Source organism: Psychrobacter sp. DAB_AL32B, assembly GCF_002224105.1.
GTDB lineage: Bacteria > Pseudomonadota > Gammaproteobacteria > Pseudomonadales > Moraxellaceae > Psychrobacter.
The window spans coordinates 139,247-159,765 of record NZ_NEXU01000017.1 but is presented as its reverse complement, the minus strand read 5'-3'; the positions used below and the strand labels follow the sequence as shown (position 1 = coordinate 159,765).

At 40.8% G+C, this 20,519-nt stretch carries 18 protein-coding genes; 13 read left to right on the top strand and 5 right to left on the bottom strand.

The features are described from left to right. Window positions 1-250: 250 nt before the first annotated feature. From CAN34_RS02280 to lpxC, 5 genes are all read left to right on the top strand, one after another. Window positions 251-1,180, top strand: a complete 930-nt coding sequence (locus CAN34_RS02280; protein ID WP_089554279.1) for a D-alanine--D-alanine ligase — start codon at window positions 251-253, stop codon at window positions 1,178-1,180. A 501-nt stretch (window positions 1,181-1,681) separates the two neighbouring features. Next, window positions 1,682-2,479, top strand: coding sequence for a cell division protein FtsQ/DivIB (locus tag CAN34_RS02275; protein ID WP_089554256.1), 798 nt, complete (start codon window positions 1,682-1,684; stop codon window positions 2,477-2,479). Window positions 2,480-2,645: 166 nt separating this feature from the next. Continuing rightward, window positions 2,646-3,938 carry a cell division protein FtsA gene (gene ftsA / locus CAN34_RS02270; protein ID WP_217320604.1) on the top strand — a complete coding sequence of 431 codons (1,293 nt, stop codon included), beginning with the start codon at window positions 2,646-2,648 and terminating at the stop codon, window positions 3,936-3,938. Window positions 3,939-4,183: 245 nt separating this feature from the next. Next, the gene (gene ftsZ / locus CAN34_RS02265) at window positions 4,184-5,380 is read left to right on the top strand and encodes a cell division protein FtsZ (RefSeq protein ID WP_089554254.1); all 1,197 of its coding nucleotides are present in this window, start codon (window positions 4,184-4,186) and stop codon (window positions 5,378-5,380) included. A 353-nt stretch (window positions 5,381-5,733) separates the two neighbouring features. Continuing rightward, window positions 5,734-6,645 carry a UDP-3-O-acyl-N-acetylglucosamine deacetylase gene (lpxC, locus tag CAN34_RS02260; protein WP_174668332.1) on the top strand — a complete coding sequence of 304 codons (912 nt, stop codon included), beginning with the start codon at window positions 5,734-5,736 and terminating at the stop codon, window positions 6,643-6,645. A 304-nt stretch (window positions 6,646-6,949) separates the two neighbouring features. Here the strand turns inward: lpxC and CAN34_RS02255 are convergent, their stop codons facing one another. Then, the gene (locus CAN34_RS02255; RefSeq protein WP_089554252.1) at window positions 6,950-7,465 is read right to left on the bottom strand and encodes a hypothetical protein; all 516 of its coding nucleotides are present in this window, start codon (window positions 7,463-7,465) and stop codon (window positions 6,950-6,952) included. A gap of 198 nt (window positions 7,466-7,663) precedes the next feature. On the opposite strand from CAN34_RS02255, the gene CAN34_RS02250 reads away from it, so the two are divergent. After that, window positions 7,664-8,392 carry a CHAP domain-containing protein gene (locus CAN34_RS02250; RefSeq protein WP_079692527.1) on the top strand — a complete coding sequence of 243 codons (729 nt, stop codon included), beginning with the start codon at window positions 7,664-7,666 and terminating at the stop codon, window positions 8,390-8,392. A gap of 126 nt (window positions 8,393-8,518) precedes the next feature. Here CAN34_RS02250 and CAN34_RS02245 read toward each other — a convergent pair whose 3' ends face one another. Together CAN34_RS02245 and CAN34_RS02240 are read right to left on the bottom strand one after the other, a co-directional pair. Beyond that, a complete protein-coding gene (locus CAN34_RS02245; RefSeq protein ID WP_089554251.1) occupies window positions 8,519-9,331 on the bottom strand; it encodes a hypothetical protein in 813 nt (270 codons plus the stop codon). Window positions 9,332-9,533: 202 nt separating this feature from the next. Then, window positions 9,534-9,842, bottom strand: a complete 309-nt coding sequence (locus CAN34_RS02240) for a YhbY family RNA-binding protein (RefSeq protein ID WP_079692525.1) — start codon at window positions 9,840-9,842, stop codon at window positions 9,534-9,536. Between the two features lie 354 nt (window positions 9,843-10,196). Here CAN34_RS02240 and CAN34_RS02235 point away from each other — a divergent pair, with 354 nt between their 5' ends. The 7 genes from CAN34_RS02235 (at window position 10,197) to CAN34_RS02205 (ending at window position 17,933) form a co-directional block, all read left to right on the top strand. After that, the gene (locus CAN34_RS02235) at window positions 10,197-10,829 is read left to right on the top strand and encodes an RlmE family RNA methyltransferase (RefSeq protein ID WP_089554250.1); all 633 of its coding nucleotides are present in this window, start codon (window positions 10,197-10,199) and stop codon (window positions 10,827-10,829) included. Window positions 10,830-11,250: 421 nt separating this feature from the next. Continuing rightward, window positions 11,251-13,146 carry an ATP-dependent zinc metalloprotease FtsH gene (ftsH, locus tag CAN34_RS02230; RefSeq protein WP_079692523.1) on the top strand — a complete coding sequence of 632 codons (1,896 nt, stop codon included), beginning with the start codon at window positions 11,251-11,253 and terminating at the stop codon, window positions 13,144-13,146. Window positions 13,147-13,292: 146 nt separating this feature from the next. Then, entirely contained in the window at window positions 13,293-14,189 is an 897-nt protein-coding gene (gene folP, locus CAN34_RS02225; protein WP_089554249.1) for a dihydropteroate synthase, read from the top strand. A gap of 155 nt (window positions 14,190-14,344) precedes the next feature. Then, entirely contained in the window at window positions 14,345-14,626 is a 282-nt protein-coding gene (locus CAN34_RS02220) for a succinate dehydrogenase assembly factor 2 (RefSeq protein WP_089554248.1), read from the top strand. Window positions 14,627-14,752: 126 nt separating this feature from the next. Further along, window positions 14,753-15,211 carry a hypothetical protein gene (locus CAN34_RS02215; protein ID WP_089554247.1) on the top strand — a complete coding sequence of 153 codons (459 nt, stop codon included), beginning with the start codon at window positions 14,753-14,755 and terminating at the stop codon, window positions 15,209-15,211. Window positions 15,212-15,450: 239 nt separating this feature from the next. Then, complete coding sequence (locus CAN34_RS02210; protein ID WP_089554246.1) at window positions 15,451-16,194, top strand: YidB family protein; 744 nt, start codon at window positions 15,451-15,453, stop codon at window positions 16,192-16,194. Between the two features lie 281 nt (window positions 16,195-16,475). Next, window positions 16,476-17,933, top strand: coding sequence for an anion permease (locus CAN34_RS02205; protein ID WP_089554245.1), 1,458 nt, complete (start codon window positions 16,476-16,478; stop codon window positions 17,931-17,933). A gap of 54 nt (window positions 17,934-17,987) precedes the next feature. Here the strand turns inward: CAN34_RS02205 and CAN34_RS02200 are convergent, their stop codons facing one another. Together CAN34_RS02200 and recA are read right to left on the bottom strand one after the other, a co-directional pair. Further along, a complete protein-coding gene (locus CAN34_RS02200; RefSeq protein ID WP_089554244.1) occupies window positions 17,988-19,103 on the bottom strand; it encodes a regulatory protein RecX in 1,116 nt (371 codons plus the stop codon). A 40-nt stretch (window positions 19,104-19,143) separates the two neighbouring features. Next, the gene (recA, locus tag CAN34_RS02195) at window positions 19,144-20,202 is read right to left on the bottom strand and encodes a recombinase RecA (RefSeq protein ID WP_079692513.1); all 1,059 of its coding nucleotides are present in this window, start codon (window positions 20,200-20,202) and stop codon (window positions 19,144-19,146) included. Window positions 20,203-20,519 lie beyond the last annotated feature (317 nt).

Sequence of the window (20,519 nt, the reverse complement as noted above, 5' to 3'; positions counted from 1 at the left end):
AATATTAGGAGCACTAATGATGACCATGAATAATACGCAAAAAAATAACGATAATATAAACCAAGGCGTCGATAGTACTGAGCAAAACGCTAGAGGCAATATTAAAGATAGTATTGAAAACAACATTAAAGGTGATGCTCAAAATAACGCTGCCCCTATTATTAATCCAGAACCCGCATTAGCCGCAGCTGCACGAGCAGAGCAAGATAAAATAAACAACGATAGCCAAAGCGCGGATGTATTGCCAGCTATCAAAGAAAGCAAGGTAAAAGAGGCCAGTGAATTTGGTAAAGTCGCTGTTATCTACGGCGGCAGTGGCAACGAGCGCAGTGTTTCTTTAGATAGTGGTGCTGCTGTATTGCAAGCACTACAAAACCAAGGTGTTGATGCCAGCCATTTTGATCCTAAGCATCAAGATATTACCGAACTGCGTGATTATGACCGTGTGTTTAACGTCTTACATGGTCGCGGCGGCGAAGATGGTCTGTTACAAGGCGTGCTGCAATGGTTTGATATTCCGCAGACAGGTTCGGGTATTTTAGCATCGGCACTCGGTATGGATAAAGTGCGTACCAAGCAGCTGTGGCAAGGTTGTGGCTTATCAACGGCACCATTTTCGTTGCTTACCGCTGAGACTGACTGGCAGCAAGTGGTCAATATGTTAGGACTACCACTTATTATCAAACCGGTACACGAAGGCTCAAGTATTGGTATGACTAAGGTTAATCACCTTGATGAGTTGCCAGCTGCTTATGCGACAGCGGTACAGTGCGGTGATGTGGTAATGGCTGAGCGTTGGATTACTGGTCGCGAATTTACCATTGTTATTATTGATGATGAATCATACCCAGTGATTCGTTTAGAGCCTGCTGATATTACCAATTTTTACGATTTTGAAGCCAAATACAATCGTAACGATACCAGTTACTATATTCCCTGTGGTCTAAGTGCCGCTGATGAAAAGCATCTGCAAGATTTAAGCTTGGCAGCGTTTCGTGCCGTCGATGCTAAAGGTTGGGGACGTATTGATGCGATGCAAGACGAAGCAGGTAACTTTTGGCTGCTTGAGATTAATACCGTACCAGGTATGACCAGTCATAGTTTGGTTCCGATGGCGGCTAAAGCTCGTGGTATGGACTTTGATAGCTTATGTTGGCATATTTTAGCGCAAACATTATAAATACTTATCAAAAGCGTCAGCTTTTTGATTTAAAAATTGGTTAAAAAGCCACCCTGAAATAACTGGCAGAAAAATGTATTTAACACTTTTGACATAGTTTTAGATCAGATAAATAGTGGTGTTTAAAAAGGTTAATGTATCGCTAGAGCTGCTATACCACAGCTTCATGTAAACTTGTGTAAATTCGTTGTTAGTAGTAGGGGTTAGGCTATTGTTTAAAGGTAAAATGCGTTAATATTGTAACCACCAGTCTATTTTGGTGATATTTATGCAACTCTCTGTTAAGTCCTTCATTAATTGAGAAAAATGTTACGTTTAAATGGACATTATCACATTTTATATAGCCTTTTAGACAAGTAAATTGATAGCATATCTATCAAATAGATTTCTACGAATGATAAAGCGATAAGCAGGTCTACATTAATAAAAAGCATCATCAGCTCTATGCAATTATTAATCAGATATAAATATTCAGATATAAATATAGGGACGACGTTTATTATGGCTCAAACTGTCAATGACGTAGCTGACTTGATGAGTGATAAAACCCGTCAACCAAAACCGAACTTTCAAGTACCGACTACCGTCAAATACTTTTTTACCGTATTGGTGCTAGGTTTGTTAGTATTGATATTGATAATGGGTGGTAAAGCGTTACGTGATGCTCCTCCCGCTGCTATTCATGTCAGCAACCAAGGATTGACGGTTGCACAATATCGAACGCTACAGCAGGTTATGAACCAACAGAGTGTGAGCAGTTTTTTTACCTCTGATTTACAAGCGTTGCGAGATATTACGACCGGTCTGGCTTGGGTTGACCAAGTGAGTATTAGCCGTGATTGGCAGCGTGGTATTGTGGTCACCGCATTACCCAAACAGGCCGTGGCCAATTTTGGTACTGAGCGTTTGGTTGATGCAAAAGGCAGCGTTTTTGTCCCTGCTGATAGTAGGGACTTAACGCAGGAGCGCTTTGCGACTTTGCAAGGTGATATTGCTCAAGCGCCCGTTATTATGCAACAGATGCAGCAAGTAAATGATTGGTATGCACCGCTTGATCTGCAAGTTGCAGATATCATTCTGTCCCCTAGAATGACTTGGTTGATTCGTTTTGATAATGGGTTACGGGTTATCGTTGACAATGAAAATACAGCACAAAAACTGTTGAATTTAAGTCAGCTGCTTGATAACCAATTGAGCAATCGCCGTGAGGAGATACAGTCAGTAGATCTTCGTTACAAAAATGGATTTACCATTGCATGGAATATAGCGCCGCCACAAGATAATGAAACACCACCATAAAAGCACAGCAGAAATAAAGTAGTAAATTAGTAGTCAATACACTATATTTATCTACTTTCTTAGTATAAAGAATTACCCTACAATATCATCGTTTGATGATAACCCTTTTAATGATTTAATGGAGACATCATTTGGTCTCCTGTTTAGCGATAATTTGTCTGGTACCATGAAAAATACTGAAAATCTGGTTGTTGTCCATCTAAGTGCCACGGCAGTTTATGTCGTTATTGGCAGCGTTGTCTCTGCAAAAGACATTCGTATTATGGGTGTTGGGCAAGTTAAAAATAGTGACTTTTATCAAGGTCAAATAAAGCATCGCGAACGTTTGCAAGGCGCTATCAAACAAGCCATTCAAGAAGCGGAAGATACCGCCAATTGTCGCGTGCATAGTGTGTGGTTAACGATGGCAACACCTGAACTGTTGAGCAAAAACAGTACCGGTGATGTTAGAGTAGAAGACGAAGTCGTACGTACCAAAGATATGGTGCAGGCGTTATCGAATGCTAAGTCACAAGATTTGTCGTCGGATTACTATTTGATGCATTGTTGCCAGCAAGGCATTTATATTGATAATCAAGAGTTTATGGTGGATGACGCCATTGACATGGTGGCGCACAACATTGCCGTGATGTATCACATGATGATGATGCCGGTTGCGAGCCGTCAAAATATCCAAAAACTACTGCAAAGCTGTGATGTTGGTATTGACCATATCGTTTTTGATGCGGTGACCAGTGCAGAATATAGCTTGATGAGTGAAGAGCGCCAACAGGGCGTTTGTTTAATCGATATCGGCGCTAGTACTACCAGTATTTGTGTTTATAAAGAAAATAAGCTGATTTTTACGCATTGCATCGCGACCGGTAGTCATGAGGTGACGATGGACATTTCGGCAGATGTTGGTATCTCTATGATAGAAGCTGAAAAGCTAAAAAAATCGTATGGCACGGTCGATGTCAATAGTGTAGATCCAAGCTCATTTTTTATCTTTAAGCCACAAGGGTCAGGCGATGAAATTAATATCGGTATCTATAATTTAGCCCGTATTATTGAAGCTCGTTACGTGCAGATTTTTACTGAGGTGGTTCGCCAGCTGCATGAAGCTGACCTATTAAGCTATATTGATAAAGGCATTGTGCTGACAGGTGGTGGTAGTTCAATTAAAGGCATGATACCGTTTGCCAAGAAATTGCTTAAAATGCCAGTGGTATTGACCAATACCCATCCTGCCATTAGTGCTTATAACCATTTTGATAATGATGAATCATTTAAGCAGCTAAATCTTCAGGTCAATGATCGCGCTTATCAAACGGCATTTGGGACATTACTATATAGTCAAAGCGAGCAGTTTCGGCGTAGTGAAAAAAGTGAGCCTGAAGCGATTCAAAAAAACCGAGTGACTGGCGTCTTTCAAAGTGCAGGGCAACGTTTTGCTAGTGTATTAAAAAAGATACTATAATTCTGCGGGGATTCTGCTGGCAAAATATTTATAGCCTATAGATAAGTATTTTGCGCTTAAGACCATGCAACAATATTAAAAGTAATACCCTGTATAATAACGGCATATTTGGGCTAAGCGTTACTATTTAAGCCATTGCCCTGTTTTATTTCAATACATTTATATATAGTAAGTCGATAGCGCGCCATATGAGTGTGTTAACACGTATCGACCATCACGCTATCTGCAACTGGAGAAACCTTTTTATGTCAAAATACACCATGCCAGATGATAACCAGCTTCAAAATAATGGCCAGGCAAGCTTCACTGTATTCGGTGTAGGCGGCGGTGGCGGTAATGCAGTTGAACATATGGTACAACAAGGGATTAGAGGTGTAACGTTTGTCTGTGCTAATACCGATAAACAGGCGCTTGATCGTTTGACCGCACCGCATAAATTGCAACTTGGCGCAAAAACAAACCGTGGTCTAGGCGCAGGAGCGAACCCAGAAGTTGGTCGTGAAGCTGCAGAAAGCGACGAAGAAGCGATTCGTGCGTTACTTGAACACTCAGATATGGTGTTTATCACCGCTGGAATGGGTGGCGGTACTGGCACTGGTGCAGCACCAGTGGTTGCGCGTATTGCTAAAGAAATGGAAGTGTTGACAGTCGCAGTAGTCACCACACCATTTAAGTTTGAAGGTGGCAAACGTATCAAGGCTGCTAAAGCGGGTATTGAACAGCTAACCAACTTCGTCGACTCTATTATTACGATCCCAAATGATAAGTTAATGAGTGTCTACGGCAACATCTCTATGCAAGACGCTTTCAAAAAAGCGGATGATGTTCTGCTGCATGCGGTTCAAGGTATTGCTGAAACCATCGCCAGCGAAGGTATGATTAATATCGATTTTAATGATATTCGTACTGCAATGACAGCAAAAGGCCATGCGATGATGGGTATTGGTCGTGCCAGCGGTGATGATCGTGCGCGTCAAGCGACCGAAAAAGCCATTAGATCGCCATTGCTTGACGATTTGCGTTTAGAGAATGCTAAAGGCTTACTTGTTAACGTAATTTCTTCTGAGTCTTTGTCATTGGATGAAATGAGCAAAATCAGTGTCATAGTAGAAGAAATTACTGACATAGATGAGGCGCATATTTTCTATGGCTCTGTTATTGATGAAAAAATGGGCGACGATTTGCATGTGACCGTTATCGCAACAGGTCTGACCTTAGATGAAAATGCAGGTGATGAGCCTGAAGTAGTAGAGCAGCCTGTGCCATCTGTAAACAGCACACAGCCTGTTGATCCAAACTTGCATACCAGTGCGCTAAACAGTCAAAAACAGTCTCAAGCTCAATACCAAGAAAATCCAATCCGTTCAAATGCTGCGCCAGAACAGACTAAAACTAAGACTAATAGCATTCAAGACTATCTTAAGCGTCAACAAAACAAATAGTCATTTATAAATACTTATCATTAAAAAAGCCAGCGCTCAATCGCTGGCTTTTTTGTGTCTGTACATAACCAAGGTCTATTTATAAAATCGCTTAAGTAAAAGCTATAAATATCTATAAAAAGACATGGTTAAACAATTTCAGTGTAAGACACTTTATAGGATAAAACGTCCCTAAAACTCACTATTTCGTAGCGATTAATCAATTATTGAGACATAAAAGCCAGCAATAATAGAGTTATGATAAATGTTATTAATCAAAGAAATAAGGAAATTAACGCTTTTTAACGCTAGCGAAGCAGGGGCGGGTAATGCTACACTATGCCAATTGTAACAAAATATGTGAGAAGACAGCCATGAACCAACGAACCATAAAAACAGCAATAGCCGTTACCGGTACTGGTCTTCATAGTGGTCAACCTGTTGATTTAGAATTTCATCCGCAGCCAGTTAATACCGGAATCGTTTTTGAGCGTTCGGATATTGCCGGTAGCCTGCCCATTCCTGCGAGTGCATTTTTGGTACAAGATACCATGATGTCATCAAATCTTGTTTTTGGTGGTACGCGTGTCGGTACGGTTGAGCACTTGCTAAGTGCCATAGCTGGTCTTGGGGTTGATAACCTATTAGTCCGTGTGTCGGCTTCAGAAATACCGATTATGGATGGCAGTGCTGCACCGTTTGTGGGATTGCTATTACAAGCAGGTTTCCGTGAGCAGGATGCTTTAAAGAGATTTATTAAAATCGTAAGATCGGTACGCGTTAAAGTTGACGATAAATGGGCAGAGCTACGTCCTTATGAAGGATTTGAATTAAATTTCGAAATTGATTTTGACCACCCTGCGATTGATAAAAATTTCCAACATGCACAGCTACAGTTTTCTACCCAAAACTTCATCGAACAATTGAGTTCAGCGCGTACTTTTGGTTTTTTGCGTGATATTGAAACTTTACGTCAGAACAATTTGGCATTAGGCGGTAGCATGGACAATGCCATTGTCATCGATGAGGCCAATATCCTTAATGAAGAAGGATTACGTTTCAATGATGAGTTCGTCCGTCATAAAATTTTAGATGCGCTTGGCGATTTATATTTAATCGGCTATCCAATTTTAGGTCGTTTTAATGCCTACAAATCTGGTCATGCATTGAATAATTTATTGGTTCGTGAGATTTTATCGGATCATAATAACTTTGAAATTGTAACATTTGATGACAATGTAACTTGTCCTATCGAATATTTACCTTTGAATAGCTTAACTGTCTAAGGATGAATACAGGAATATACACGAAGTATCGAAACAATTACGCAATATTACATTAATTGGTTATAAGTAAGGTCAAACAATATTCGTTTAAATGGATGCTTTCCTAATAGTTTTATAAGAAATATGCTACATAGTAGGTAAGGTAAAAGCTGTAGAGAATAATGAAATCATCTGTTGGTTATGTTCACAATGTGAATAGCACTGACAGATGATTTTTTTTGTTTACGAGATTACAAAAACCCAGCGCTGGCGGTGTCAACTACTTGGTTTTTTTACATAACTTTACAATGGGAAATGAGAGTTTTTACTGACCTGCTAAGCGCAAAAGTGCTTTTTTAAGGTTTTCATCAGTGGTGACACTCTCTGCAGCCTGTGATATAGTCCGCTTTGTGTTTTGGCTAAAGGCCTGATTTTCATGGCCTTTATGAGGCTTTGATAAGGGTGCTGACAACGCTGATGATGATTTAGAATAATGATTATCAGCAGATATCTTGGCCACTACGACGCGAATTTGCTTGAGTTGTTTAAATGTAATTGACTGCTCTGTTAACACCTGCAAATAAGCACTCTGTAAATAGCGGATATGATTAGCAGCAGTCATTGAGCCTACACTGAGTATTAATTGCTCAGCGGTTAAACCCACAACCCAGCAGTTACTGAGAATTTCCTCTGGTAGACAATCTACCAAAAGCTCTTTTACTTCAGTGGTTGCTTGTATATATAAACGCATATTGTCTGCAAGAGTTTGAGGTAGCGCACTGCCAGCAAAAGCTTGATGATCAATAAGTTTAGCAAGTCGGTTAGGTTGTTTTTTTGACATCGTCATAACTCATCTAAAGCGATTGAAGAAGCACATGGCTAAGCTGTTAATAATTTCAGCGTTCGTCATTGAAGAAACAAGAGTGAGCTGTTCTATTAAAGATTTTATCATGTTTGTCTTATGATTATATTTTCTAAACTAATTCATGCTTCGTCACGGATGACGAGCAATCCCGTATTCACAATAGGTAGTAAATTTATGAAACAAGCTTTATTAATTTTGTCAGTATTGGGAATGGGCGTGGCACAGACAAGTGGTGCTGCCGAAACCACCTTTCAATCAAATAATACCTTGACTCATACCATCACAAATATCTCTGCTGCTTCGAACTATGGTTCAAGTCGTAATATCTACAGCACCAATAGCGGTGCTTATGTATCTAGTAACGATGAAATCAGCCAAGCGATTGATAACCTCAGTGCTCATGCAAAACAAAAAGAATATCAGCTTGCTTCGCTAACCAGTCGTTTGTCTTATGAGCAGCGTCAGCAGCAAGCAAATACAGTACCAGATCGTTATTCTGCGCCTGCTATTGCAGCAGCAAATGCATCACGAGTCGCTTTATCTAACAGCTCTGGTTACTGTGCTCGTTACGTACGTAAAGCGCTACAATCAGCTGGCTATGAATTTACCCCTAATCCTTCAGCCTATCAATATGCCTCTCGTGGCACATTGTCACAAGCAGGCTTTAGCAAAATTAGTAACAATATGCCGACCCAAGTTGGTGACGTTATTGTTTATGATCGTAGCTCAAGACGTCCACATGGCCATATCCAGATATTTGATGGTAATGGCTGGGTGTCTGATTTCCGTCAAAACGGTATCAGCCCATATAGCGGTGTTAATAGCTATACAACATGGCGCGATTCAAAATACGTTGATGATGCCTCAAACCGTGGTATCTACCTTGCAATGGCTGACAAATAAGAATCGTTTAGCTGCTTTTAATGGCTTTTTAAGTTAAGCGTTTTCTCCGAACTCAGTAATATCTTTTGTGATATTACTGAGTTTTTTTTTGCGCTTTGAATGATGGTATCAAACCTTCAAAAGTAGCTATTTAATCAGCGTCGATTTATGGTTAAATCTTGACCAATAATGACGATCGTGGAAGTCAGGCGGGGAGGCGTGTTTGGGAGCGAAATATAAAGCCGTGTTGCCAAAGTATAAAATGACACAAGGATGCATGTATTCGATGGCAGTATTCTTGATTCCCACTGTTTCGTTGGACAGTTGGTTTAATGGCACTCTAAAGCTGCGCTCGTAGTGATACAGTTTAGGAGATATGTTTTTAGGTGCTGAGCTTTTAGATGTTGTCGATAACTGGCTAGAAGCTTTGGTCTCTACTAAGGGCATTTGCTGATTTGAGGTATCAATCCAATCGATAGAGGCGCGTGTCTGTCCATCTGCTTGCAGCAAAGGTTTTGGTGGAAGTGTCGCAGGGTTACGATAGCTTTTAAACTGATACATTGCATAACGACCGTCAGGACTTGCGTTTATCTCGACATACGCCGTTGTTTCATGAGTGTTGGCTGTATTGTCATTATTTATTAAACAGTCACTATTTATCGAACGGTCGTTAACGATTAACTTACCTGTAAAGAAGTATTCAAGGCAAGTCTGTTCCCATAGATAATCAGTAAAGCCTACTTGCTCTGATTGCCACTTTGGCCAATTGAATTGAGTATCTAACGATTCAGTAGGTAGCGTCACAAAATACTCTAGCTCTAAGTAAGCGTTTGGCTGCTTTACAAGCGTTGCGGTTACTTGCACGCTAATGTTTTGTAAGGTTTCTACCGTCACACCAAGTTGCTGTGCATCCTCTGCTAAAGTTTCAGTTGCTAGACGTAAATCAAAACGCTGGCTCATGTCTTTATTACCTCAAATATAGGTATTATAATATTTGATACGCACTATTATTCATATCAAATACTCGATATCAGTAAATCCTAAGCGATAAATAACATAAAAGCCGCGAGCAAAGATGCATCACGGCTTTTATAATCTAAAAATCTAACTGGCATATCAGCAGGATAAGCTTGTTTTTAAGCGGCCTACCAATAATAAACGACTAAGCGTTACGGGCAAGATTCGATAGTTTAGGATTGGCGTTTGGATTTTTACGAAGCAATAGCGCCATGCGACCAATTGAGTGAATCAACGTCGCCTTAGCAGTAGCGGCAAGCTCAGCACCGATGACATCACGCTCTTCTTTGGTGCCAGCAGGCAGTTTTACTTTAATCAGTTCATGATCTGATAAGGCGCGATCAATCTCTTCTGTGATGCTTGGCGTGACACCTTTATTGCCAATCATAACAATAGGTTTGAGATCATGACCAATGCCTTTTAGGCGTTTGATGGTTGCGTTATCAAGTTGCATAGAATTCCTAGAGTTTGGTAAAAATAAAAAATGATGCGATTAAGCGCAATTAATGAGCATTATAAATAATCTATGACCATCTTGCATGAGAACAGCAGGATTTTGCACGATTTTACGTAATGAAAATGTTAAACTGCAAGTATGAGCACATTATAAACGCTACGGCCTTATAAAGCAGCGTTTTCACTAAGAAAATTTGACCGTTTAATCGTCTAAGACGGATGAATGGCTTAATTAATCGCTCAGTGAGAATAGTTGAGTACGTATTAAAAGCTGCTTATCAGAAAATTATTTAATGAAAGACCGTTTAATAGACGTTTATGAGTATTTTGCAAAATCATAGGAGCAGGAATTTTGGCCACACGTATTGAAAATAAAAAATTGTCAAAAAGCAGTAGTGCTTGGATGAAAGAGCACATTGATGATCACTATGTGCAAAAGGCTCAAAAGGATGGCTACCGTGCCCGCGCTGCTTATAAGTTGTTAGAGATAAATGAGAAAACCAACCTGATTAAAAAAGGTATGACGGTTGTTGATTTGGGTAGCGCCCCTGGTAGCTGGTCTCAAGTCGCAGGTCAACTGGTCGGCGAAAAAGGCATATTGATTGCTTCTGATATTTTGCCTATGGATACTTTGCCAGACGTCACCTTCATTCAAGGCGACTTTCGCGAGGCCGAAGTATTTGACCGTATCATGGCGGAAGTGGGCGATAGACAAGTCGATGTGGTGTTATCTGATATGGCCCCTAATACTGCCGGTAATAGCGCAATCGATCAGCCGCGTATGATGTACTTATGTGAGCTTGCGGTCGATTTCGCGCTTGCAACCTTACCAGAAGGTGGCGCGCTTATTATGAAAGTGTTTCAAGGCGAAGGTACACAAGAATTACGCAAGCAGATGCAGCTTGATTTTAGTAAAATCCGTAGTATCAAACCGGGCGCTTCACGACCACGCTCAAAAGAGATGTTTTGGATCGCTATTAAATAGTTTTAACGTCAATAAGTTGCGATAATATTACATGAGATAATGCGTCACCATATAATGTATTGATGTTTAAATGAAAACCGCTACAATCGTTAACTGAATAAATGCGAAACCTGCTTGAATTATTCAGGTTTATACCACATATAATGCTATATTAACTTTGTTTTAAACCTATGTTTAAGTATTTATGTTTTAAGCAAAGTCGTCTGATCGTAAGCGCCTTATAAACTCAGTTATCTATTGTTATTGTGCATGTTTATATGGCTTATTACTTCCAGTAAAAGTGTGAGGTTGTTTTTATGACCTCTCTTTTGGATGAATAAGCGATAATTTGCCAATAGCCCTTGAATAGTGAGACATACGTTTATATATAGACGTCACGTGTTTAGTAAACACACCAATAAGTAAGGGATGGGAATAACTAGTGAGCGACATGGTAAAAAATACCTTATTGTGGCTGGTGGTAATCGGCGTTTTAGTGCTGGTGTTTAGCGGCTTTGATAAATCATCTGAGCCGGATAGCCTTAACTACTCTGAGTTTGTGACCGCTGTGTCAGAAAATCAAGTAGCCAGTGTTGAAATTGATGGCGAGCAAATCATCGGTGAAAAGAAAAATGGTTCTTCATTTGAGACCATTAGACCAGCTGTGGCTGATGAGCAGCTCATGCCACTATTGCGCGAGAACCAAGTTGAAGTGCAAGGCACAGCGCCTAAGCGTCAAAGTGTCCTGATGCAATTGCTAATAGCCAGTTTCCCAATTCTATTGATTATTGGTCTGTTTTTGTTCTTTATGCGTAATATGCAAGGTGGTGCTGGCGGTAAAGGCGGCGGACCAATGAGCTTTGGTAAATCAAAAGCTAAAATGCTGACCGAAGACCAAATCAAAGTGAGTTTTGAAGATGTGGCGGGTTGTGAAGAAGCCAAAGAAGAAGTGGTTGAAGTGGTCGAGTTCTTGCGTGACCCTGATAAATTCACCAAGCTTGGCGCGACGATTCCACGCGGTATTTTGATGGTAGGTCCACCAGGAACAGGTAAAACGCTACTAGCAAGAGCCATTGCTGGTGAAGCAAAAGTACCGTTCTTTTCAATTTCAGGTTCTGACTTTGTTGAGATGTTCGTCGGTGTCGGTGCGTCACGTGTCCGTGATATGTTTGAACAAGCGAAAAAGAGCGCCCCTTGTATCATCTTTATTGATGAGATTGATGCAGTCGGTCGCCATCGTGGCTCCGGTATGGGCGGCGGTAACGATGAGCGCGAGCAGACGCTGAACCAATTATTGGTCGAAATGGATGGTTTTGAAGGCAACGAAGGCGTTATCGTCATTGCTGCTACCAACCGTGCCGATGTTCTTGATAAAGCATTATTGCGTCCCGGTCGTTTTGACCGTCAGGTTCAAGTTGGCTTGCCAGACATCAAAGGTCGTGAGCAAATTCTTAAAGTACATTTGAGAAAACTGCCCAATACAATCGGTGTTGATGCCAACGCACTTGCCCGCGGTACGCCTGGATTTAGTGGCGCGCAGCTGGCCAATCTTGTCAACGAAGCGGCATTATTTGCGGCTCGTCGTAACAAGAAAAGCGTCGATATGAATGACTTTGAAGACGCAAAAGATAAGCTATATATGGGTCCTGAGCGTAAATCAATGGTGATACGTGAAGAAGAGCGCCGTGCTACCGCTTACCACGAAGCAGGTCATGCTTTAGTCGCTGAGCTGCTACCGGGCACTGATCCTGTACATAAAGTCACTATTATGCCGCGTGGTTTTGCTCTTGGTGTTACGTGGCAGTTGCCTGAGCACGACCAAACCAGTATGTATAAATCAAAAATGCTGAGTGACATTGCGATTTTATTTGGTGGTCGTATTGCCGAAGAAGTCTTTATTAATCAGATGTCGACGGGTGCTTCAAACGACTTTGAGCGCGCAACTAAAATGGCGCGTGCTATGGTTACCAAATACGGCATGTCAGACGCACTAGGTATCATGGTGTATGAAGATGACGATAGCTCGCAAGGCTACTTTGGCGGTGGAACTCGCACCATATCAGAAGCCACGCAGCAAAAGGTCGATGAAGAAGTGCGCCGTATGCTAGAAGAGCAATATGACATTGCTCGTGAATTGATTGAAGGCAATCAAGAAAAAATGCATGCTATGGTTGAAGCTTTGATGAAATGGGAAACTATTGATCGTGATCAGTTGCAAGATATCCTAGCGGGTGAACAACCTCGTCCGCCAAGAGTTTATCAGCATAATGAAGTGAACTTATCGAAAGGCGATATGAAAACAGTTGGAACGACGCCTCCACCATTACCAGCGATGTAATATTTACTTCATCAACATTCAGTAGAAAAAGCCCTTTTTAGAAAGGGCTTTTTTGTTACCGCTATTTTAGAATCGTATAAGATTTACTGCTATCATAAGCTACTCTTTAAGACCGTTTTTTCAATCTTTTATATAATGGATGGGTCATGTCATTATTCCAACCTTTACCTGCCTATACGGTGACCAGCCGCGATAAAGTGTTAGACTTATCACAGCCCCATATTATGGGTATTCTTAATGTCACACCAGATTCATTTTCTGATGGTGGACAGTTTAATGGAATCGATAAAGCAGTTGCCCATTGTCAGCAAATGATAGAGGGCGGTGCAACCATTATCGATATCGGTGGTGAGTCTACGCGACCAAATGCGGACGCTGTGGCAACCGATGAAGAGATACAACGTGTTATACCTATTGTGCAAGCGATCAGAGAGCATTGTGGTGATAGTATTTGGCTCTCTATTGACACCAGCAATCCGGCGGTTATGCAGGTAGCTTTTGATGCAGGTGCTGATATTTGGAATGATGTGCGGGCGCTTAAACGTGCGGGTGCAGCAGTGATGGCAGCTCAGCTTGATATACCGGTTATGCTGATGCATATGCGCGGTGAACCAACAACTATGAATAATCTGGCGCAATATGATGATGTCATCAGTGAGGTACAGACAGAGTTAAAAGCACGTATCGATGAAGTCATAAGTATGGGTGTCAAATGTGAAAAAATAATTATTGATCCTGGGTTTGGTTTTGCTAAAAACTATGAGCATCACTGTGCATTATTAGGTCAGCTTAAAAATTTGCAAACACTTGGACTGCCGATGATGTTTGGTATTTCACGCAAACGATTTTTGGCAGAAGTGCTGACCAAAACTGGTGTGCAAGGGCTTACTACTACCCAACCGCCCGAGCGTGACACCGTAGGTACTGCTGCTGGTATTTTTGCGCTTCAGCAGGGTGCTAGCATTATCCGTACTCATAATGTCACTATGATGCAGCAAGCCGTGGCATTATGGAGCCAGCTATCTGCCTACGATAAAGACTAATAGCTGTGATTAGATGCTTATAATTAGATGGCTATGATTAAGTGATTAGGATCAAAAATAGATTTATTGCTGACAGTGATTTCTAACAATAGAACTGCCGAATCCTGATATTTATCTAAATACAATATACAATGTAAACCAATGAGAATATTTTTATGACGATTATAAATCAACCAGAGCCGACCAATGAGCAGCGTCGCATTATTTATCAAGCACGCCGAGGCCTCAAAGAGTTGGACTTTTATTTTGATCCGTATATCAAAGAGATATACCTAACGGCTGCGCCCGCAGAACAACAAACATTTGCTCAAATGTTGACTCATGAAGATCCTGATTTATTGGATTATTTCACCAATCAAAATCGTCCAGCAGATGAGGCGCTATGGGAATTGGTCAATAAGATTAAGACATGGCGCCATAGTAAAAGTTTGGTTTAATGATTAAAGGATAGTTTGAATACCAATAATCCTCATCTGGCGTTTAAAGCGCTTGATCTAATTTTCTAATTATCAAAGCCGCTTTAAACAATCTTAATTAATTAAAGCTATGCTGCGGTATCCAATATGACAACGCTAACCTCGCTACGTATCGACACCGCTATTAAGGCTACGGGCTATTTGCGCATGGTGTTTTATAGCGTCCTAGCTAGTGCGATCATTATATTAGCAGGGCTTGCATCATTGTCACTATGGCAATATGTTTTAATGCTAATCATCAGCGCCGCAGTCATAAGTTACTTAGCATTATCACGCCCAATATTATTACATATAAGCCAGCCGCCACTCGATAAGAGTGTGTATCAAAATTGGCAACTGTTAATACGTACAGGTCGCGGGGATGCATTATGGCAAGCAGAGCTTAGTACGCTCAATCATTATCGCTGGGTTATATGCTTTGATTTTATTGTTATAGAACCCTATCAACGCCGTTTATCTGTGGCTGTGTTTCGTGATCAAGTCAGCGCTGAGCAATGGCGAGAGCTAACTATCTTGGCCAATATGATTTCTAGTAAAACCGCTTAGACAAAGGTAAGTTAATTTTAAGGCTTCTACTCATTTATTCACTTTATCTGGTAATGTCAAAATATCTACTACATGTCATAACAAAACACCTATCTAGACAGAGAAAGAGATTTGATATATTAGAATCAATCGTTAAAAGTGGTTTACGAGATGTTGAGTAATGATATATACAGCAGTCGTTATTTCGATAAGTGAAACCTTTCGACAATGAATTTTATTATAATAAAAAGGAACAGACTATGAGTTTACTAGGAAATTTAGTGAGCCAAGTGGCACGTAGCGCGATGGATCCAGAGGATGCCCAACGTAATCCAGTCAATCAACGTATTAATCCGCGTCGTACTGGTGGGCTAGGCGATATATTGGGTAACGTATTAGGCGGTGGCAATCAACCGAGTGGCTATAACCCACAGCAGTATGAGCGTCGCTCAGACAATGGCTTTGGCTTAGATGACATTATCGGCGGTCTAACAGGTGGTGGTTTAACAGGAAATAGTCAGCGTGGTGGTATGAGCTCAGGTTCTGGTGGGCTGGGCGACATATTAGGTAGCGTATTGGGCGGTCAGGCTATGGGTGGTCAGACTAAGAGAGGCGGCTTCGGAGGTAAAGGAATGTTAATTGCTGCACTCATGCCAATGGTACTAAGTTGGATCAAACGTAATGGTGGATTGGGTGGTGCATTATCAAAAATTACTGGCATGGGTTATGAAAACCAAGCGCGTTCTTGGATGAGTAATCAGGAGGTCAATGACAATCTTGATCCTAATGAAATTAACCGTTTATTTGATGACAGCGAAATTCAGCAAGTAGCCGCTCACACGGGCGCTAATGAGATGGAAGTACGCCAAGGTTTGGCTGAGCTATTGCCTGAAGTAATGAATCAACTGACGCCAAATGGTAACTTAGATAATGAGCCTGAAGCCAATGAAGAGATTGATCAAATTATTAATCAGTTATCGAGTCGTCTGAATACCTTAAAATAGAATAACGCTTTTTATCCATCATTTCAAAAACAGAAAAAAGAGTGCATGTGAATGCGCTCTTTTTTCTGTTTTTTAACTGACGAATATGGTGGAAATATCTTGTTCAAGTGGATAATAGATATGTTAAAAATAGTGACAAGGCCACCAAGTAGATTTAAAAACTTTATGATAACTGTATAATTAATTTAATATTACTTCATAGCATCTGTTGACTTGAAGATGTTTTGCTTTAAAGATAGTTTTATCTGAGGGTACAAACATTTTATAAGGATATATTACTTATGCCATTTAAGCCTATACCTGCTGCGCTTGCGATTTTAGTCAGCCTTATCATCTGGTTTGTCATTCCTGTGCCTAATGGGGTCACACCTGCAGCGTGGCATATGTTGGCATTATTTATCGGTACTATTGTCGCCATCATCGGTAAAGTCTTGCCTATTGGCGCGATTGCCATTATTGCCGTCACCTTGGTGGCGCTTACTGGTGTGACCAACGAGAGTCCAAAAGAAGCGATCGCTGATGCGTTATCAAGCTATTCGAGCCCTCTGATTTGGCTCATTGGTGTTGCAGTGATGATATCGCGGGGATTAATAAAAACGGGTTTAGGTCGGCGTATCGCTTATTATTTTATTTCTATCTTTGGTAAAAAAACCATCGGGGTCGCGTATTCCTTGACTGCCGCGGAGCTGATGATCGCACCAATTACACCCTCTAATACCGCTCGTGGCGGTGGTATTATTCATCCTATCATGAAGTCGATTGCGCAAAGCTTTCATTCTACGCCAGAAGAAGGCACGCAGAAAAAAATTGGTCGTTATTTAGCCATGGTTAATTATCATGCCAATCCAATCACGTCCGGTATGTTTATTACCGCTACTGCACCGAACCCATTAGTGGTAGATCTGATCAACAAAGCTACTGGTAGTGAGATTCAGCTGTCATGGACGACGTGGGCAGTCGCGATGTTTATTCCGGGGATGCTCTGTTTATTATTAATGCCATTGGTTATTTATTTAATATATCCACCGGATGTCAAAGTAACTCCCGATGCGAAAAAATTTGCCAAAGATAATTTAACAGAAATGGGTCAGGTGAGCACGCAAGAAAAAATCATGTTAGGCGTCTTTGCGCTGATGCTGATACTGTGGGCAAATATTCCTGCTCTAATCTTTGGTGAGCAATTAAGTGTTGATGCGACCACCACCGCTTTTATAGGATTGACGACGTTAATACTGACTGGCGTACTAACTTGGGACGATGTGCTTAAAGAAAAATCTGCATGGGATACCATTATTTGGTTTGGCGCCCTTATTATGATGGCCTCTTACCTTAATAAATTGGGTTTAATCAGCTGGTTCTCAAGTAATATCGAATCAATGATTGGAACGCTAGGAGTAGGCTGGGTCGGCGCTGTAGTTATTTTGACCTTAGTTTATCTGTATATTCATTACTTTTTTGCTAGTACTACCGCTCATATCACTGCGCTATTTGCCGCTTTCTATGCAGTAGGATTGACTTTAGGGGCACCTCCGATGTTATATGCGCTGATTTTGGCAGCAGCAGGCAATATCATGATGACGCTCACTCATTATGCAACAGGTACCGCACCAGTTATCTTTAACTCAGGCTATGTGACGTTAGGAGAGTGGTGGAGTATTGGAGCCATCATGAGTGTGGTAAACCTTGTAGTATGGATAGGTGCAGGGTTACTTTGGTGGAAACTACTTGGTTATTATTAAGTTTATATTAATTTTTTATTAGATTTTTATTAATGACGGGCTATCAAATTAGCATTAAAAACGCTCATCTAAGTTATCTAACGTATAGTTGAGCGCTTGAAAACAAATATCAGTATTAAAGCCACGATATTGTAAAAAACGTAGCTGTTTTGCTTTGTTTTTTTGTTCAGTGGGTATGTCATCACCATATTTTTTGGTGCGTGCAGTTACTGCTAGTTTCAGCCAGTCTACGCCTTCGACCAAACTATCAGCGCTGTCATCTATAAATTCGCTGAACTCTTCTGATTCTGTATTAGCCATGTCAATGAGCTCATCGATATTGTCTGGCATGGTAATTTTTTTACGATAGAATTCCTGCTTAATATGTCCGCGCCCACGCCCTTTACGAATGCTTTCACGGATAAGCATGAGGGTCGTACGGTAATCGCTTTGATAGCCTTTGTCTTCAAACTCATCAAGTAGGGCATCAATCTTTTCTGAGTCTTGTTCTTTATCAATCAGCTTTTGCTTTAATTCAGCTTTACCATACTCGCGCCGTGATAAATAATAAAAAGCCAACCAACGCAATCGGCTTTCTGCTTTGATGGCATCAACCTCCGCTTGCCGTTGCTCAGGCGTGCGCAAATAAGCTTTAAGTGCAGAAGGTAAGTTGTCGATTTGACTATCTGCTTTACTATCCTTAGGAGCCGTTAAATCAGATAAACATTCTGAACTTTCTAAATGTTGCCCAACGCTAGCCTTATTATGAAAGTCTATATCGGCTCTATCGCCATGAACGTTGTGTTTAACTTCTGCCAACATCTCTTTAATGCTTTGCGCTTCTGGTGGCTGATAAACAGGCACATCATTAGGTTCAGCTGTAAAGTTAGCAGCTGGGTGAAAGTTTTTTTTGCGTTTTTTATACTTAAGTGGTTTTTTTATAGGGGAGGATACTACGTCAAACGATTCTACATTATAGGTAGATTCCTGATTTACTGAGTCGTGATTTATTGAGTCGTTAGCTGATGAAGGCTCTTTACTTGGATAGGCAGAACGTTTGCCAGTTTTACTGGGCTTGTTAGGCGTATCTTTATAGGAGTGTTTAGACGGTTTTTTGGGTCTAATATTAGTATTACTAGCTGAGTCGGCATCCGACTCAGCTAGAATTTCAGCTAAGGTTTTAATTTCCATAATAAATCATAGTTACTTATGACAGTTAATCATTAGACCGTTATTGTACAGGTTCAGAGGCCAGTTCTTCGTTAGCTTCAATAAGATCTTCTGCCTTGCTGTCACTTTTTACACCAAGCTTTTCAGCACGAATCTTAGCTTCAATCTCTTCAGCAATAACAGGGTTTTCTTTTAAGAACAGCACAGAATTGGCTTTACCTTGACCGATTTTTTCATCGCCATAGCTGTACCACGAGCCTGCTTTACCAACCGCACCAATCTCAACACCCAAATCAATGACTTCCGCTAAGTGATTGGTACCTTCGCCATAAGTAATCTCAAACTCAGCTTGGCGAAATGGCGGTGCCATTTTGTTTTTGATAACCTTGACACGGGTTTGGTTACCAATGATTTCATCACCGTTTTTGACCGCACCGATACGTCGAATATCCATACGTACTGAAGCATAGAATTTGAGTGCATTACCACCGGTTGTGGTCTCAGGGCTACCGAACATAACACCGATTTTCATACGAATTTGGTTAATAAACACTACCATACAGTTTGAGCGTTTGGCATTACCGGTGATTTTACGTAAGGCTTGGCTCATAAGACGTGCTTGCAAACCCATATGTGAATCGCCCATCTCGCCCTCAATCTCTGCACGCGGCGTCAAGGCTGCGACCGAGTCAATGACGATCATATCGATTGCACCTGAACGTACCAACATATCAGTAATCTCAAGCGCTTGCTCGCCATTATCAGGTTGTGAAAGTAGCAATTCATCAGTATTGACACCAAGCTTGCGTGCATATACCGGATCTAGTGCGTGCTCAGCGTCGATAAAGGCACAAACACCGCCTTGTTTTTGGCACTCTGCAATTGCCTGCAAGGTCATGGTCGTTTTACCTGAGCTTTCAGGGCCGTAAATCTCAACGATACGACCTTTTGGCAAACCGCCAATACCAAGTGCAATATCTAAACCTAATGAGCCAGTCGATACCACATCGACATCAAGTGCTGCTGAGTCATCACCCAAATGCATAATGGTGTTTTTACCAAACTGCTTTTCGATTTGAGCTAATGCAGCTTTAAGGGCTTTGGCTTTATTTTCGTCCATGCAGGACTCCTTATTATTAATCATTAATTCGGAACAGTAAGTATTATTGCTATCAAAAACTGCTTGCTCAATATCACTAATCATGACTTTAATCTTAAGTAACAGATATTTTTGAACAAGGTTGGGGGAGATTATAATGTTAGGTTTTAGACAGTAATATCGAATATATCACTCTACTATACAGTAAAATTAAGTGATGACAAAAGTAAAAAAAAGTTCATAAATAATGATAAATATAATAGTTGTTGATGCATTTATCATTTAATTATCAGTACATACTTCTTTATACTATTCTTGTTTAGATGAGGCAATTATAA